The organism is Pelatocladus sp., assembly GCF_059505505.1.
In genome coordinates this window covers 20,969-36,774 of record NZ_JCACKS010000230.1, presented here as the reverse complement: position 1 = coordinate 36,774, position 15,806 = coordinate 20,969, and the positions used below count along the sequence as shown (strand labels likewise).

Below are 15,806 nucleotides of genomic sequence, written 5' to 3'. Positions count from 1 at the left end.
TTACTCAACTGTTGCACTTGCTTTTTTACCTTTCTTGGCTTTCTCAGAACTCTTGAAGATGTGCTTCTGTGCATAAGTAGATGACTCTAAATTTGCTTGAGTTAGTAATTCTTTGAGTTTCTCTTCATCACTAGTAATAGACTTAATTTCATTGACCAGAGGTATAAAGCGATCGCCAATATAATCAGTGTGGGAAATAAACTCTTGAGTCATAAGTTCGGTAATTGCTTTGATTGCAGCATCACGAACATCATCTTCATTTAGTGGATCAGGAGGATTAATTTTTCCTGTAAAGCTTAAGAAATCGTAAATTTTTTGCGTCCAACGTAGGTTGCTAATAATCTCACCATCCGCAAATATAACCCCGATTAATTCATTTCTGACTCGTCCGGTACGGGTGGTTTGTGCGCCATAGTGACGAGTTCTAATGATGTTATTGAAAACATATAAAAACCCAGCTTCGGTAGGATCTTTGAGTGTGACAATACTAGGGAAATATGTTTGTGGTAAGATGTGGTCTTGGCTATTAATTCTGCTGGTAACTTCCCCATTTCTACTCATAGTTCCGTTCTCAAATGGCGCATTCAGAGTAAAGTTCAGGTGAGAATCTTCAAAGGGAGTAATTGAATAAGCAGTATCCACAACTACTTTAGATTTTTCCGAACCTGCATCACCAATAGCAAAACCATAGAGAATACAATCAGGAGTGGTTTTGCTAAAATCTACGTTGTAATCACATTTTTCCCAGTCACCAATTTTATAGTTACGCAGTAATTCTCGTCCGGTTAAACGTTCTGGTGTAGATTGTTTGCGCTTAAACATTGCTAAACGGCTAATTGGTTCTTTTTGTTCAATTCCTGCACGTACTTTGGCTTTATTTAATTCTCCATCAGTCTGGAATAACGGGTAAGATTCAGTGATGCGAATTGTGATGAAATGTGCATATTTACCCATTGGTTTAGCAGGGATTTCGTTGTGAAAGAATTTAGCATCAACGGATTTTATAAAGTTCATGTTTTTCTCCTAGATTAAGTTTGAAAAAAGATAGATATTGTAGAGACGAAATATATCGCGTCTCTAGATATTTAGGCTGCATCCTCAACATCCAAATCAGGAATATCTTCGAGTTCTGCTTGGGAAATATTCTTGCGTTCTTCGTCGTCTGCGAGACGATAAAGGTATTCACAGGTATCTCGAATCAGATTGAGTTGTGTACCTGCTAAACGTGCGCGATCGCTTTTAAAACTTCCCTCAAATATTTCTTTGACAAAATACTTAGCAAAATCATATACTGCTTGTCTTTCTTCCGCGTCATTTAAAGCACGTTTCCACTTACCATCTACAAAAATAAAAGTACGTCTTCCTTCCGCAGCACCGCGCTCAACCTTATTCATTAATTTTGCTAACCGTGCAGCTACCACATCTGTTAATGATTCAGTACCAGTGGCTAAAGATTTATCAATTTTGAGAATGACATCAGCCGCTTCATCAATTGGTTTCAGAATAGCATTTGCTTTTGGTGCTTTACCTTTGGTTTGTGCGCGGTAAAAAAGACGGTATAGCTCTGTTAATTCACGTAGCTGATTCACGGTTTCTCCTCCTGGTTCAAAATAGTAATAAAAATCTAAGTAAAGACGAGTCTTAGCAATAGATACAGACTCAATTTTGTCTTGCTTCCGTAGCCATTTATTCAAGTAATGAAATACATACAAAGGACTCGTTTCTAAATCTCGTGCTAAGTCTGCTAATTTTCCCCAATCTGGATCACCATCCTTTTTACGATTGACTTCTAGATGAATTGAGTAAGCAGCCGTGAGAGCATTAAGGGGAGAAAATTCACGTTGTTTTGAGCTTCTAGGTAAAATACTATCTAGACGATAATTATCTTGACCAATCAAAGAACGAATTGCTTGATGTTCACCGTCTAGTAAAACTGTTTGTTCAAAATCAGCACCACTGATAAACGGTGGAACTGGTGATTCGGATGCAACAACTTTTACATCCATTACTAGCGGTAAAGTAAATGCTAACCAAGTTGGCATTACCCAAGATTCTGTATCTGTAGGTTCTCTTCCTGGTGGTAAACCAATAAAGAAGAAAGTTAATGTTTCATCATCGGGATAACTAATTTTAAATGTCTTATCATCTTCTGGCAAAATATCCTGCTTAATCAACAAATCATCTACTTTTTGATAGTTGTCAACTTCCAAATTGGCAATTTGTTCTTTTGAAACAAAATGTTTGCGAAGTTCGGCATCAAACCGAGTTTGAGATATAGAATTATAAGCTTTTTGCAAAAATTTATTGGTTTCTGGTGTAAAGAAATAAGCAGGATATACATAGAGATAGCGATATTTACGACTTTCAAAGTCTGCGCCAGTTGCGTTAGTCTTACTCATAAGAATTTGCCTCAACATGATTTCAATTGACCAAATTGAGCAAATTTGCCGCTTTGCAGCTTGAGCATTAAATAAAATCTGACGATTGCTATAAACTTGCGGCGCAAATAACGTTGCTGATTCCATTTGCTCCGTTACAGTGTAGGGAGAGCTAGATATAGCACAAACGTTTTCTCTACCTCTTCCTATAACTTTTGCAGAGTTATACCTGCTTATTTCTACTAAAAATTGGTCTGGTTTTGGCTCAACAACTGCACCTGTAGGTAGTGAAATCACTCGACTTACATAAGTGTGTAAGTCACTCCAACCATCGGGAACTATAAATTCTTCTAAAATAGGTTTGATAAGGTTAGAAGCATAGTCAACTATACCTTCCATCAACTCAATATTTTGTGCTAAATCTTTACCTGGATTTTTTTGGTAATATTTAGCTGCTAAATAATACCAATCTAAAGGAACACCACCTGTTTTTTTTAAAGATTGAATTTGTCTTAAAGCTGTTATTTCCTCCGATAAGTCTAAGTATTCAGTTAGTTTTTCCGTCAAGTTTAAATCAGGAATATTTTTACGTTCAGCTTTCGGGAATTGTTTCTGATATTCACTTGCGCGTTCTTGCCATTTACCCCAAATACCTCGACATATAATATCTCCGAATTCAGCTAATCTATCAATTTGAATTTCATTACCAAATACAACATTTATATTTTGAGATAATTCTCCTTGTGTTTGAAAAGCTTTTAAACTTTCACTCCGCTTACCAGATGAAGCTAATTTAGTATCAGGCAGTATATTTCTAGCTGCGTTAATGCTGACTTGCATTAACTCATTGGCTCGAAAAAATAGCCAATAATAATCAGCAAACTTGAAACCTTTACCATCTCGACTAAAACCTGTTTGTCGCTTCGTTAACTGCTTACTGCACAAGGTTTTAATTTTATCGATAACCTGATTGGTAATTTCAGCAGTATTAATTGGAGGTGCATCGCTAACAGCAAGGTATACTACACCATCTGGCAAATACAATAATGGTGTGTAGTATTGCTTCGGGTGAACATCCATCAAAGCATTATTAATAATATTCGTCAGAACTCCACGATTATCTGATAAAGCATGGTAACTAAACTTCAATTGACCATTGCTTACATCGTTTAATAACTCAGGTAGCTTCTCATTTCTGCCATCACTTTCTACATCACGAGGATGCTTTAACAATGAAGCAAATAAATCAGACATTTTCAACAATCTGTGAAGTATATTCCGCACTCGACCATCTAAACGAGGTTTCAAACCACGAATTTCTAAACCTCGGTCAGCATCACTACCATCACCAGCATTGCTACTCAACCAAACAATATCATCGATACAATTTTCCCAATCTTCACCCAAAAAAATATCTAAACCAAAATCCTGAATTTTTTGTTTGACATACCCACGTCTTAAATTTGGTGCATCTGATTTCTTTGCAGGTTCTTTACGCCAATCACGGTTGGCAAATACACCATCCTGGTCATTTTCTTCTAGCCAAATTGGATAGTCAGGAAATTTTTCAAAATCATGCAGAATATACGCAGCTACAAATAAACGAGTTTCTCTTTCTCCACATTGACGCTTGACAGGATTAGTTTCTAATTCCGATGATTTTAGTTTACGAATAATTCGGTAGGTAGGAAATAAACCATTGAGTAGGTGAGATAATAAAGATTGGTCATGCTTGCTACGTTCAACATTTTTGCCTTCGGCTCTACGGTATTCTGTAAATTGACCACCCTTAGCTGTTGCTCCTACTAATTGATGAATTAGTTTAGGTAACACATTATCGGCAAAACTCAGAAGTATGTAATCTTCTGCATTTTCTGGTGCTTCTTTAATTGCCTTTTTGAAGAGGCTAATAGTTAAAAGTTCACGCTCAATAGGAGTATTTTTTTCATCTTCATCATCATAGTTATCTAGGTCCGGAATTTCAGGATATTTGTCAAAGTTATTTTCACTAGTCATTTTTCTTCCTCCTCTACTTCAATATCTTGAAATTCCTGAATGTTTCCTTGGCGAATAACCCATAATTTTCCAGTTACATCTGCTGCTTCAATTCCAGCAATTAAGGTCTCTGTAACTGCACGGTAATCTTCAAAAATAGGACGCGGTGGTAAACGAACCACTATAATTCCTCTGTACTTAGATGGTTGATATTTGAGACGATTTCCAAATCCTCTATCTGTCGTTACTAAACATCTACTTTCACTCCGACAGATATCAATTAATTCCTCATCAGGACTAGAAATTAAACCTTGTTCTCTTACTGTTGCAACATCATATCCCGCAAGGCGTAACAAGGTAGCTACTCGCAAGCTACCAAGATTTTCATCAAGTTTAATATTCACTTTTTTGTTTCCTTTTGCACTCCAATAGGAATTTCTACATAGTTATCTCGTGCCATTTCTGCGCCGTATGCAATACAAGCCAGGATATCTTCTCGTTCCAAACCTGGATATTCTTCCAAAATTGTCTCAATTGTTTCTCCACCTGCAAGAAGGTCGAGAATTAAAGCAACCCATATACGATGACCTTTAATACAGGGTTTACCAAAACAAATATTTGGGTCAATGGAAATTCGGGAAAGTAAATCGTTCTTGGTCATTGCTGCTTCTCCAAATTTGTCGTAGTTCTTCTAAACGAATCCATTGGTTATCTTTCTTTACTTCAATGTACTCCCACCCATTAGCTGCGCCACCATTAAACTTTGCTGCTAGGGGACTTGGTTTATCGAATTCTTCGCCGTTATAGACAATAATTCCTGTAGCGGAGATTTCTAGACCATCAATATAATCACGATGTAATTTTTTTGCCACTCCCCGCTTTAGCTTGACTCTTACAGACATTCCCTTCCGGGTGATACCTGAATCGAATAGCTGACTCAGCCTTACGTGGGAGTTTTCTGCGTTCTCCTCTTGGGTTATATTGTCAAAAATATGTAACTGCTTAGAGGAGACTTCAGATTGAGGTAGTTTTTGAACTAATCTGTGGCTAAGGGTAGGATTTTTGGTTTTCAGATGTTCTGGCAACCACTCTAGAAACAAGTGGCGCAAGCTTTCTGGCATTTGTGAGATATCGCTATCGTTCAGGTGAATGTACATAGGAAGCCTCCATGAGGTGTTTGTTATGACCATTGTGCCATTGACCTCAAAAAAAGCAATGTCTCTATAGCCTTATGATTAAAATGTCTCTATAGCCATGTGATTCGCCTTTTTGTTTTGAACGGGGACAATATGCTCTACTATATATATGGAGAAAGAAAAGCAGTTATAATGCTGCATGAGTACAAATACTCCTAATACCTCTTAGGGATTGAAATTCTATTGCCTTCTGATTTCGGGCTAGACCCTTTCTCCACAAGTTTCTAGCAAATCCAGCCTTCATCCTTTTTAGGTTTCCAAAACCAAAGTAAGGTTTCTAGCATGAGTGCAGATTTACCAAAGGCTATGGTGTACGGTGGTGACTTCTTATCATCACTACTATATTTATCTGCCAAAGAGTATGCTTGAAAGTGAATTGGTAAACCTAACTTTGCTCTGAGATAAGCGCGATCGCAATCTGAAATAAAGCATACTAAACATCTACCCGATACAGCATCGCTGATTTTATTAATCCCGCTTCCGTGGGGTTGGCGAATTTCTAAATTTTTGAGAACTTGGACTTTACCAGACTTAGCAATGTCGCTGATATCCTCTGGATAGTAAAATCGCCAGTCTTCTCTTACTTCCCGGTAGCCAGTCAATTTCAAACAGCATAAAACTTCTTGAAAACGAGTCGTTGTAACTCTAGATTTCTCAGCTTGTTGTATAAATTCCTTCTTATCCATCCATTCAAACTTAAAGTTGCTGAGAATACCCGGTAAGTTATAAATTTTAAAATGTTCATTTTCCGGTTCTTCAGGATTTGTTAAATCATAAATTCCACAGTCTAACTGACTACTACCCCGAAAACTTCGTGCTTCGTCAATGACTTTCTTTTTCTTTCCTTCTAAACATTGGTTGATTTGGTGATATTTTTGCCAAATATTAACCTCAAGTGCTGCTTCAATAGCATCTTTGAAATTTTTATCAGCATCGGGATATTGATTAGTCAGCCGTCTTAATTCTTGATGTACACAAGCTGATTGAATAGCACCCCAGCGTTTGGGATATAATTTAAATTCATTTACAAATGGGTAACTTGAACGAATAGCTTGTGTAAAGTTTACTCTGTCGTAAGTTTCGCCATCTTGCAAAGGGTGAGAATCAACTTCAAATAACCTTTGCACAATAAATTTGGGAATCAAAGCATAAGCATGATAAGGATGAGGGTGAAAATCTTGATGTCTACCTATTCTGCCAAACCGTTGAATAAAATTACCTGCATCAGCACCTTCAAATACCAAAAAATTTATTCTAAAATCCACGCCAACATCAATAGTTGATGTTCCTAAAAGTAAGTCTGCTTCTACAACTGACGCAGCTTTCTCTGTCTCACCTGTTAAACCTGTATTCTCTCTAACCTTCAACCCTAAAGGCTCAAAAATGCTTTTAAAATGCTTAACTAATTTCTTAACCGCAGCTATCGAGTTGAGAATAATCGCACCTTTACTACCTGGATAATCTTGAAAAAACTTTAAAATTACTGATTCCGAATTTTCTATCAGCCAATCATAACTAGATGAAAGTGATGGTTCTAGTGTTTGCGGAAAAAATAAAGTTATTGGCTGACTAATTGGTCGCCATTGATTACCGCCTTCTAAAAAACAATATTTGTGTTCTTTAGCTGGATTAATTTCTTTATAACGAATGCCAGATTTGTCAAAAAACTCTAACAACAAATCATTTGGTGTTGCAGATAAAAACAAAAACTTCTTACCTGGAACGGTATGCTTGATTAGTAATATTGCATTGAAGATACTCGCAACTTGAGCAGAAGAAAATACATGAAATTCATCAAAAATAAACAATTTATAATAATCGTCTATTTTGCTGAATAGCTTGTTGGCATTTTCTCCTTTTGTTTTACCATCTTTTTTAAAACGCCTAAGATAGCGAAAATCATGAATATAGTAAAAAATATCGGGATTAGTCAGCAAAATTTCTGCTTGGTCAGAAAGATTAATTAATCCAGACTGTTTATTTGGCAATTTATTTGTTTCGATAAAGTCTTCCAGAATGGCTGCATTCAAACGATAAATCTGTGGGTCTTTCTTTGGCTGAAATTTGTCCTTATAGTTTTGTATTTGCTTTTGCTGATCTCTAGCTAACTCGTTTGTTGGATAGGTCGCCATCGTAGATACATCATCTATCATAGCCAGAAGGTAAGCAGCCAAGCTTTTGCCATCACCAGTTATCGCAGTGTTAATTATTACATCATTTTTTGGATCACGTAACGCTGACAAAGTAGCTAATTGATGCCAAGAAAGTGACCAATTATCAGGTAATTTCATCCCATCAGGTGTGGGAACAGTTTGAGAATAAACAGGTTTAAGATTAATACTGTAATTTTCGGACATATATTCTCCTTTATATAGAGTCACAAGAATTTCTGCCACCATTAGTGTCAGTTTTGGGAATCTGCCAGATCAGGCTAACGAATTTCTGCAACCAATGGTTGCAGTTTTTTAAATGGGTATAAAAATTTTCTAGCTATTTCTCGCACCAATGGTGCGACTTTTTCGTGTTAACTTAAAAAATGTCCGTAACTAGTTGTTGAAATCTATCTTGGCACGCAAAATATAGATTGACAAGATATATTCGTATATAAATGTCCGTATAAAAATGAGTCGTAAAGGTCAGTCTATAACCCTATCGATATCAGATCGCGACAAAGCCGAATTAGAAAACCTAGCGCTAGAATTCGGTATGATGTGGGGCGATCGCCCAAACATCTCTAAACTAGTAGAAGCGATCGCTCGTCATCAGTTAATAATTGGTAAAAATCACGATTGGTCAGAAACCCGCATCAGAGCGCTGGATCGAGCCATGCGTGCATTAACTGATATTGGTCAAAATGAGCAAGCACAAGAAATTGCCAAATTGCTTCTCGAACGCAGTGAACTATCAATTCCACTGCGAACTGAAATAGAGCGTTTTTTAGAAAATTTACCCCCACCTTGGCGTTTAGAGATTGATCGCTTCATTCTACGTGAACAACCATTTCAGCTTTCCTATCTAGACGCAGCACAGCGAGTATGGAACTTCACCGTTCGTCACGCCAAAGTTACACCCCACGAAAAGCGTCAATATCTTGATTGCTGGTGCGAAGAGACACAAGGAAATTTGGATGTAGAAGAGTTAAGAAATAACTGGAGTCTGCGTTTAGATAGAATCCAAGATGCTGGTGTGATCGCAATTGCTGGTAAATGGCGATCGCACTTGGCACAAATAGAGGTAGAAATGCACTTATTCAATGGTTTAGCTTTTGCTTACCAAGCAAAACCAGAAGACATATTAAATGAATGGCTACCAGATAAACAACGAGTGCGGCGAGTAATTAGGCCTGTATCTAGTACCTTTTGGTTTATCCGCGAAGTTATGCAGTACGCACCAGATTGTGTGGTGGTGTCACCAGAAAACGTGCGATCGCTCATCCGCGAAAAACTCCAAACCCTTTGTCAGCGTTATGATCTAACTTGAAAAGAGAGATCGGGGACAAGGGATCGGGGAGCAGGGATCGGGGAGCAGGGAGACCAATGACCAATGACTTAATTATGATTTCGTATCTACCGTTACTAGTGAATATACTGAGGTATTCAGATATATAAGGTGTTAATAATACGATAAACAAATGCTAAAATAGTTAATAAATGCTGCGGATGTGTAATTTAGATTAACTATTGGATAGAAATTCTTTCAAAATGAGTAGAATGACAGAATAGGTAAAATTGTCCAAAGAATATCCTATGGATTAGCTACCTTGGATGTAGACCTTTGATTTGAGTCCTCAGATATTTTTAATCATTCTGAGGTAGATTACACAATACCAAACACTATTCTTAACAAAGAGCTGCCACAAATCATAATGCCAGTGACTGAGAAAAAAAGAACTCGTGATTTGCCCCAAATTAATGAAAGGATTCGCTTTCCGAAAATTCGGGTCATCGATACTGATGGAGCCCAATTGGGGATTCTCTCCCCACAGGAAGCGCTGCAACTAGCCGAGGAAAAAGAGCTAGATTTAGTGTTGCTCAGTGACAAGGCTGATCCGCCCGTTTGTCGGATCATGGACTATGGAAAATATAAATTTGAGCAGGAGAAGAAAGCACGGGAAGCCAGGAAAAAGCAGCACACTGCTGACGTTAAAGAAGTTAAAATGCGCTACAAAATTGAAGAACATGATTACAACGTCCGTGTTAAGCAAGCAGAACGTTTTCTCAAGGATGGCGATAAGGTGAAAGCCACTGTCATGTTTCGGGGTCGAGAAATACAACACAGCGATTTAGCAGAAGAATTACTCAAACGGATGGCGACTGATTTAGAAGCATTCGCAGAGGTGCAGCAAGCACCCAAAAAAGAAGGGCGAAACATGATGATGCTTCTTTCTCCGAAAAAATAATTTAATTTGGTTAGTGGGTAGTAATTAGTGGATAGTAGGAAAAAACCAACTATTTAATTACTAAGCATCAACAACCAACAAATTCAAATAAGATTGATAGTCCTGAGTTCTGAGTGGGAAGAATAATACTCAGTTACTCAGGATTTTTGCTATGTGCTGATTTTGTTGAATCTAGGACTAAAGTCCTTACTACGAACGCATTTACCGATCAAAATTAATGCGATCGCAAAAAGTCTAATCTAATCATGCAGAGCTGAGTAACTAAGTTTGTGTGTTGTCTGGTGTTTGGAATATCAACTACCAAAAACCAACCAAGAATCACCAACAAATTAAACATGTAACACAGTCAAACTGCATGGAACTGAAAAATTACTGGACTGCTCCCAAAAAAGGTATCCTATCAAACTTACTCAAGTGGGTAAATCTCCGACCAGAGGAAAGCGATCGCACTTGGTTAATGTTCGCTTTTTATACAAGTACATCAATTGGGTTGCGGTGGTCAGAAGATTCTACAGTGGCGCTGTTTTTGGATGAGTACGGGTCTAAATCCTTACCTTGGATTTATATCTCCAGTGCCATCATGGGTGCAGTCTTGGTACTTTTATACTCACGGTTACAAAAGATTTTTCCCTTACGGCGTGTCATTGTGGCGATCGCGCCTTGTATGTTCATACCATTAGTTCTATTTAGTTTAGGTTTACACGTTTCCTATCTTTCCGTATTTATCATATTTGTCCTGCGGTTATGGGTGGATGCATTTTATGTGATTAACGACCTCAACACCTCGATCACAGCCAATCAACTATTCAACATTCGGGAAATTAAACGCGCCTTTCCCCTGATCAGTAGTGGTATTTTAGTTGCTGATGTGATTAGTGGCTTTAGTTTGCCGTTTTTGTTGCTATTTGTAGGACTAGATAAGGTGATTATGCCTATAGCTGGTGTATTCATCAGCTTAGGGGCTTTTATTCTTTTCTATCTGAGTCAAAATTATCACCAGGCTTTTCCTGATACTCCGCAAATCGAAATAGAAGCAGCACAATACTCTCAAAAACGCCGCTTGTTTGGGCCAATAAAGCGTTACACCTGGTTATTATTTGCGTTTTTTGCCCTTTTACAAGCAATAGGAGTCTTAATAGATTTTCAATATCTTACCCAGTTAAAATCAAATTTTCAGGGTAAAGATATTGCTACTTTTTTAGGTTTACTAAGTGGAATTACAGGATTATGCGAATTGGCAATGCAGTTATTTATTTCCAGTCGCGCCCTCGAACGTTTTGGAGTATTTGTTACTGCTGCAACTTTACCAGTCACCGTAGGCTTGTTAATGCCTCTGACTATACCTTTGTTAGGATTATTGCCTTGGAGTAATTCCCATAATCATTTATGGGGTTTAGTGATTCTCAAATTTTTAGACGAACTTTTGCGTTACACCTTTGTTGTCAGTAGTGGGCCTCTACTTTTCCAACCAATCCCAGATAAGATTCGCAGCCATGTCCAGTCATTAGCCGGAGGTGTAGCTGATGCTTTTGGTGCAGGGACAGCAGGTTTTGTGATTTTAATTACCTTGTGGTTTGGAAGAAAACTGCTACCTACACCCATACATGAATCAATTATGGTGGCAGAAACTATATTTGTGGCTTTATGTTGCTTGCTAGTGATTTGGTTTTTGCGATCGCGCTACGTGAATCTGTTAGTTTTAAGTGCAGGACAAGGACAATTTAGTGCTAGAGATGTAGATTTACGTGCATTCAAGCAAGCAGTAATTAAAGCCTTGGGAGAAAAAGGAACTGACACAGATAAACGTTCTTGTATTGAACTTTTATCACAAATAGATCCCAAAGGTGTAAGTGAAGTCTTAGCCCCCCTATTAGTCAAGCTACCTCCTGAATTGCAGAAACCCAGTTTGGAAGTCATGCTAGCAGCAGGAGTAAATCCTGTTTACTTGCCAGAAATCTGTACTTTCTTAGAACTACCACAAAATAGTGTAACTCCAGAAGTATTTGCCCTTACCTTACGCTACGTTTGGTTGGCTGAGTCAGATCCAGATGTCAACCTGTTAGAAAAGTACCTTAGAGAAGAACAACACCCGATCATCCGTGCGACAGCCGCCGCCTTATTGCTACGTCAGGGAAAACCTATGCACAAAGTAGCAGCTACCAGAACTTTACGGCGGATGCTGACTCACCACCAAGAAAAAGAACGGATGAACGCAGTCAAAGCCCTGAGTGAAGCAGTTCATCTACAAGCACTGCGAATTCATATTCCCAATTTATTGCAAGATGAATCTCTGCGAGTACGTTTTGCTGTCATAGAAATGATAGCCGCAACTCACTTAGAAGAGTACTATCCAGCCTTGTTAGGGGGACTTTATTACAAATCAACCCGAAATTCAGCTATGCAAGCTTTGGTAAAACTAGAAAACGAAGCCTTACCAATGCTGGTTGAGTTAGCTACTAATATCTATAAGCCAGAAATAGTAAGAATTTATGCTTGGCGTACGATTAGTCAACTTCCCACCTTAGAAGCGATAGAAACCTTATGGCAATTTTTAGAAACATCGCGGGGTAATAGCAGAGATCACATTCTTCGTCCTTTATTAAAAAGATTACAAAAAGAAGGACTACTGGGTTCAGTAGAACAGTTTTATGAAACAAAAATCAAAAGATTTATCGAGCAAGAGCTATATTTCTTGGCTGATATTTATGCTGCTTATATAGATTTTAAAAATCAATTAGAAACCTATAATCAATATATAGATTTTAAATCACAAGAAACCCTAGATACATATCATTCTGGCATCAGTATTATTACTGTTGTATCTTTACTCAATCGTGCCATTTTAGAACTAGAAAGTGATATTAAAGAACGATTATTATTACTCTTACAGCTACTTTATCCGATAGAAAGAATCCAAGCCGCAGCTTTTAATTTACGGTCAGAATCAGTAGTCAATTTAGCACGGGGATTAGAAATTTTAGAACATACAGTAAAATTGCAGCATAAATCCTTGCTACTCAATATTTTAGATAAGCGATCGCCAGCAGAAAAACTGCAATATCTCATAGCCGCAGAGATGGCAGAATACCAACAAATGTCAGTTAATGAACGTACCCGTAGTTTATTAATGCATAAAAACTTACTTTCTGATTGGTGCTTGGCTTGTTGTTTCCATTTTGCTCAAGTTGCGCGTATCCGGCTCACCACAGAACAAGTTTTAGAAAGTTTGAGTCATCCCACAGGCTTTGTTCGAGAAGCTGCGATCGCCTATTTGAATGTAGTATCACCCCGCATTTTGATCAAAATTCTGCCCCAATTGCAAAAAGATTCACATCCCCTTATCGCTAATCAAGTCAAAGAGTTAATAAGATTAGTTATTGATGGTTAGTTGTTGATGGTGGAGATTTGAGAACTACAATATAAACGCACAAATAAGTTTTCTCGCGTGGATAAAGTTGATAGCCAACTAGATAAAGCGAAACTACGAAAATCGCTTCTCAAACAACGTCAATCAATATCAGTAGCACAATGGAAACAAAAAAGCGATCGCATCTGTACTAACCTTCTCAACTCACCTCAGTTTACCCAAGCCAAAACAGTACTGGCTTATTTCAGCTTTCGTCAGGAACCCGATTTGAGTTTTTTATTTGGGCAAGATAATCACTCTCCAAAAATATGGGGTATGCCTCGCTGCATCAGCAATTCTCTGTCGTGGCATATTTGGATACTCAGTGATTCAGTAAATATTGGGACATACGGCATTACCGAACCTGATCCTGAAGCCCCAATTATAGAGCCGGAGCAAGTAGATTTAATTCTTGTACCTTGTGTTGCTTGTGACCAGCAAGGCTATCGCTTGGGTTACGGGGGGGGATATTATGATCGCTTGCTTGCTGCACCTGATTGGGCAAATAAATCAACTATTGGCATTGTCTTTGATTTTGCCTACTTACCCCAATTACCTGTTGAACCTTGGGATAAACCCTTAGATGCTGTTTGTACAGAAACAAAGTTAGTGATTAGTCAATAGTCATTGGGGATCGGGGATCGGGCATTGGTTTTTTTCTCCGCGTCTAGTGCGTCTCCATGCTCCCTGCTCCCTGCTCCCCTTGTCCTCCTTGTCCCCCTTCCGCTTCCCTCTCCCCGATCACTTCGCCCGACAGAATTTCCGTTCTTGGTCGTGTTCAGGATCTTGCCAAGAATAGGCAAAATGGCTCACCCCTCTAAGTTGCGAGGCGAATGGTCTCATTGCTTGCATTTGTGCGTCTAGCGATGGGCGACCATTGACATTTTTACCCCATTGACCAGCGATCGCAGGAATCACCTTTGTACCTGGTTTAGCTGCACTTAGTACTTGCTTGACTTGCGCTGCAATACAATCAACATTGCCGCAATTAGCATAAGACATAGGATGCCACTCTAGAGAATTTGGAAACCGATCCCAAGGCTGTAAGCGGGAATCATAACCTTTTCCAACAGTTTGGTTTCCATCCGGAAAAAACACTACACCTGCGGGAATACCAAGCTTTTGGGCTGGATAAGCAGCTAGATTGACAAAATCTAGAATACCTTGCATGGCGTGAGCAACAGAGAGCTGCCATAATTCTGATTGCAGTATTGGTTGTCTTTGTGCGGGGGGGATAACCGCAGCGACTGCTTTTTGTCCTATTGGTAATGATGGTTCTGCCGGTGGCGGTGGCGGTGGTGTACGTCCTTGCCACATCGGTTCTGCTTCTTGAGGATAAAGTTTGTCAACTTCACTGATATCTCCTGCTGTCACATATCCCTTAGTTAAAAAGCGGCGAATTAATTCCAACCCTTTATTATTCTGCGCCCGTTGAAATAATGCTTGTTGGGTAGCTTCACTATATACCCACAAATCTGTAACTTTAGTGGCGATAGAATCCCCCCCTGTTTGTCGTGGGTAGCGCACATAATCAAACAGAATTCCATCTGGACGACGGCGTAAAATTTCTTGTACCATCTGGTAATAGTCGCGCTTTGCTTGCACGTTGTATGGGTCAATAAATACTTGAGAACCATCATCTACAACATACAAGCTTGTTTGACCCTTGCCATTGCGAGCGATCGCTCCTTCTCGATCACGACGCTGGGCATAGGTATAGCCAAAATTAGCGGTAAACATCCAGGCGTAAACCTTTAAACCCCGTTGTTGTCCTTCTTGAATTGCCTTCAATAATAAATCAGCTTTTTCTTCTCCTGGCGTGCGAACTACAGAAGGCCATATTGTAGGATTATTTGCTGCTGGTAATAGAACCTGTCCGTCGTAAAAAGCTTCCAAATAGACTTGGTTATAGCCTTTGTTGACAATTCGATCCATAATTCTGTCGATAGTACCCGGCTGAATGTCGCAGGGATATAAACGCAACCAAATTGCTTGGACTTGTGGCCAGTTGCGATTTCGACATTCTTGTACAGTTTGTGTATGTTGGCGCACAAGTTGTTGATACTGGTTTTGCGCTTGTTGATCGCCTTGAAGGGCTGACAAACGTAATTTTTCTTTTGCTTGCGCTTCTGCTGCTGATATCTGGCAAAATTGGTTGACTTCTTGCGCCTGTGCAGGCTGAGTTTCAAAGTATGGCATCAGCAAAGTACTGCTGAAAACCGCAGCGAAAAGACGCCGCCAAAAGAACATTGGCTTTACAACATTCAGGGGACGTTTAAGCATACTTAGCAATAAAATAACAAAAAAACTATTAACTCCAACTCATTTGATTTGGGAACAAGTGTGTAAAATTCCAAACTCAGTTTTGAGGCTTTGCAGCCCAATTTTACTGACTTTCAAAACCTCATTTGTGTTGCCGCATTTTTTATTTA

At 38.8% G+C, this 15,806-nt stretch carries 11 protein-coding genes; 4 read left to right on the top strand and 7 right to left on the bottom strand.

Going from position 1 to position 15,806, the window contains the following annotated elements; genetic code table 11:
- From cas7d to cas3, 6 genes are all read right to left on the bottom strand, one after another.
- The gene (cas7d, locus tag AC5JMK_RS22100) at positions 1-1,014 is read right to left on the bottom strand and encodes a type I-D CRISPR-associated protein Cas7/Csc2 (RefSeq protein ID WP_495911035.1); all 1,014 of its coding nucleotides are present in this window, start codon (positions 1,012-1,014) and stop codon (positions 1-3) included.
- A 71-nt stretch (positions 1,015-1,085) separates the two neighbouring features.
- Positions 1,086-4,394 carry a type I-D CRISPR-associated protein Cas10d/Csc3 gene (cas10d, locus tag AC5JMK_RS22095; RefSeq protein ID WP_495911034.1) on the bottom strand — a complete coding sequence of 1,103 codons (3,309 nt, stop codon included), beginning with the start codon at positions 4,392-4,394 and terminating at the stop codon, positions 1,086-1,088.
- Positions 4,391-4,777, bottom strand: coding sequence for a DUF5615 family PIN-like protein (locus AC5JMK_RS22090; RefSeq protein ID WP_495911033.1), 387 nt, complete (start codon positions 4,775-4,777; stop codon positions 4,391-4,393). Before AC5JMK_RS22090 ends, cas10d begins: the two co-directional genes overlap by 4 nt.
- Positions 4,774-5,034 carry a DUF433 domain-containing protein gene (locus tag AC5JMK_RS22085; RefSeq protein WP_495911032.1) on the bottom strand — a complete coding sequence of 87 codons (261 nt, stop codon included), beginning with the start codon at positions 5,032-5,034 and terminating at the stop codon, positions 4,774-4,776. Before AC5JMK_RS22085 ends, AC5JMK_RS22090 begins: the two co-directional genes overlap by 4 nt.
- Positions 4,997-5,530, bottom strand: a complete 534-nt coding sequence (locus AC5JMK_RS22080; protein WP_495911031.1) for a hypothetical protein — start codon at positions 5,528-5,530, stop codon at positions 4,997-4,999. Before AC5JMK_RS22080 ends, AC5JMK_RS22085 begins: the two co-directional genes overlap by 38 nt.
- 263 nt (positions 5,531-5,793) lie before the next feature.
- Positions 5,794-7,926, bottom strand: coding sequence for a type I-D CRISPR-associated helicase Cas3' (cas3, locus tag AC5JMK_RS22075; protein WP_495911030.1), 2,133 nt, complete (start codon positions 7,924-7,926; stop codon positions 5,794-5,796).
- 265 nt (positions 7,927-8,191) lie between these two features.
- Here cas3 and AC5JMK_RS22070 point away from each other — a divergent pair, with 265 nt between their 5' ends.
- The 4 genes from AC5JMK_RS22070 (at position 8,192) to AC5JMK_RS22055 (ending at position 13,998) form a co-directional block, all read left to right on the top strand.
- Positions 8,192-9,049: a helix-turn-helix transcriptional regulator gene (locus AC5JMK_RS22070; protein ID WP_495911029.1), complete on the top strand. Its 858-nt coding sequence runs from the start codon at positions 8,192-8,194 to the stop codon at positions 9,047-9,049.
- Between the two features lie 385 nt (positions 9,050-9,434).
- Positions 9,435-9,968: a translation initiation factor IF-3 gene (gene infC, locus AC5JMK_RS22065; protein WP_096675566.1), complete on the top strand. Its 534-nt coding sequence runs from the start codon at positions 9,435-9,437 to the stop codon at positions 9,966-9,968.
- Positions 9,969-10,323: 355 nt separating this feature from the next.
- Positions 10,324-13,356, top strand: a complete 3,033-nt coding sequence (locus AC5JMK_RS22060; RefSeq protein ID WP_495911028.1) for an MFS transporter — start codon at positions 10,324-10,326, stop codon at positions 13,354-13,356.
- Positions 13,357-13,413: 57 nt separating this feature from the next.
- A complete protein-coding gene (locus AC5JMK_RS22055; protein ID WP_495911027.1) occupies positions 13,414-13,998 on the top strand; it encodes a 5-formyltetrahydrofolate cyclo-ligase in 585 nt (194 codons plus the stop codon).
- A gap of 117 nt (positions 13,999-14,115) precedes the next feature.
- Here the strand turns inward: AC5JMK_RS22055 and AC5JMK_RS22050 are convergent, their stop codons facing one another.
- Entirely contained in the window at positions 14,116-15,657 is a 1,542-nt protein-coding gene (locus tag AC5JMK_RS22050) for a family 10 glycosylhydrolase (RefSeq protein WP_495911026.1), read from the bottom strand.
- Between the last annotated feature and the right edge of the window lie 149 nt (positions 15,658-15,806).

Bases quoted from the DNA above. Each gene is read 5' to 3' on its own strand.
- cas7d (WP_495911035.1), bottom strand. From the start codon at position 1,014: ATGAACTTTATAAAATCCGTTGATGCTAAATTCTTTCACAACGAAATC.
- cas10d (WP_495911034.1), bottom strand. From the start codon at position 4,394: ATGACTAGTGAAAATAACTTTGACAAATATCCTGAAATTCCGGACCTA.
- AC5JMK_RS22085 (WP_495911032.1), bottom strand. From the start codon at position 5,034: ATGACCAAGAACGATTTACTTTCCCGAATTTCCATTGACCCAAATATT.
- AC5JMK_RS22080 (WP_495911031.1), bottom strand. From the start codon at position 5,530: ATGTACATTCACCTGAACGATAGCGATATCTCACAAATGCCAGAAAGC.
- cas3 (WP_495911030.1), bottom strand. From the start codon at position 7,926: ATGTCCGAAAATTACAGTATTAATCTTAAACCTGTTTATTCTCAAACT.
- AC5JMK_RS22070 (WP_495911029.1), top strand. From the start codon at position 8,192: ATGAGTCGTAAAGGTCAGTCTATAACCCTATCGATATCAGATCGCGAC.
- infC (WP_096675566.1), top strand. From the start codon at position 9,435: ATGCCAGTGACTGAGAAAAAAAGAACTCGTGATTTGCCCCAAATTAAT.
- AC5JMK_RS22060 (WP_495911028.1), top strand. From the start codon at position 10,324: ATGGAACTGAAAAATTACTGGACTGCTCCCAAAAAAGGTATCCTATCA.
- AC5JMK_RS22050 (WP_495911026.1), bottom strand. From the start codon at position 15,657: ATGCTTAAACGTCCCCTGAATGTTGTAAAGCCAATGTTCTTTTGGCGG.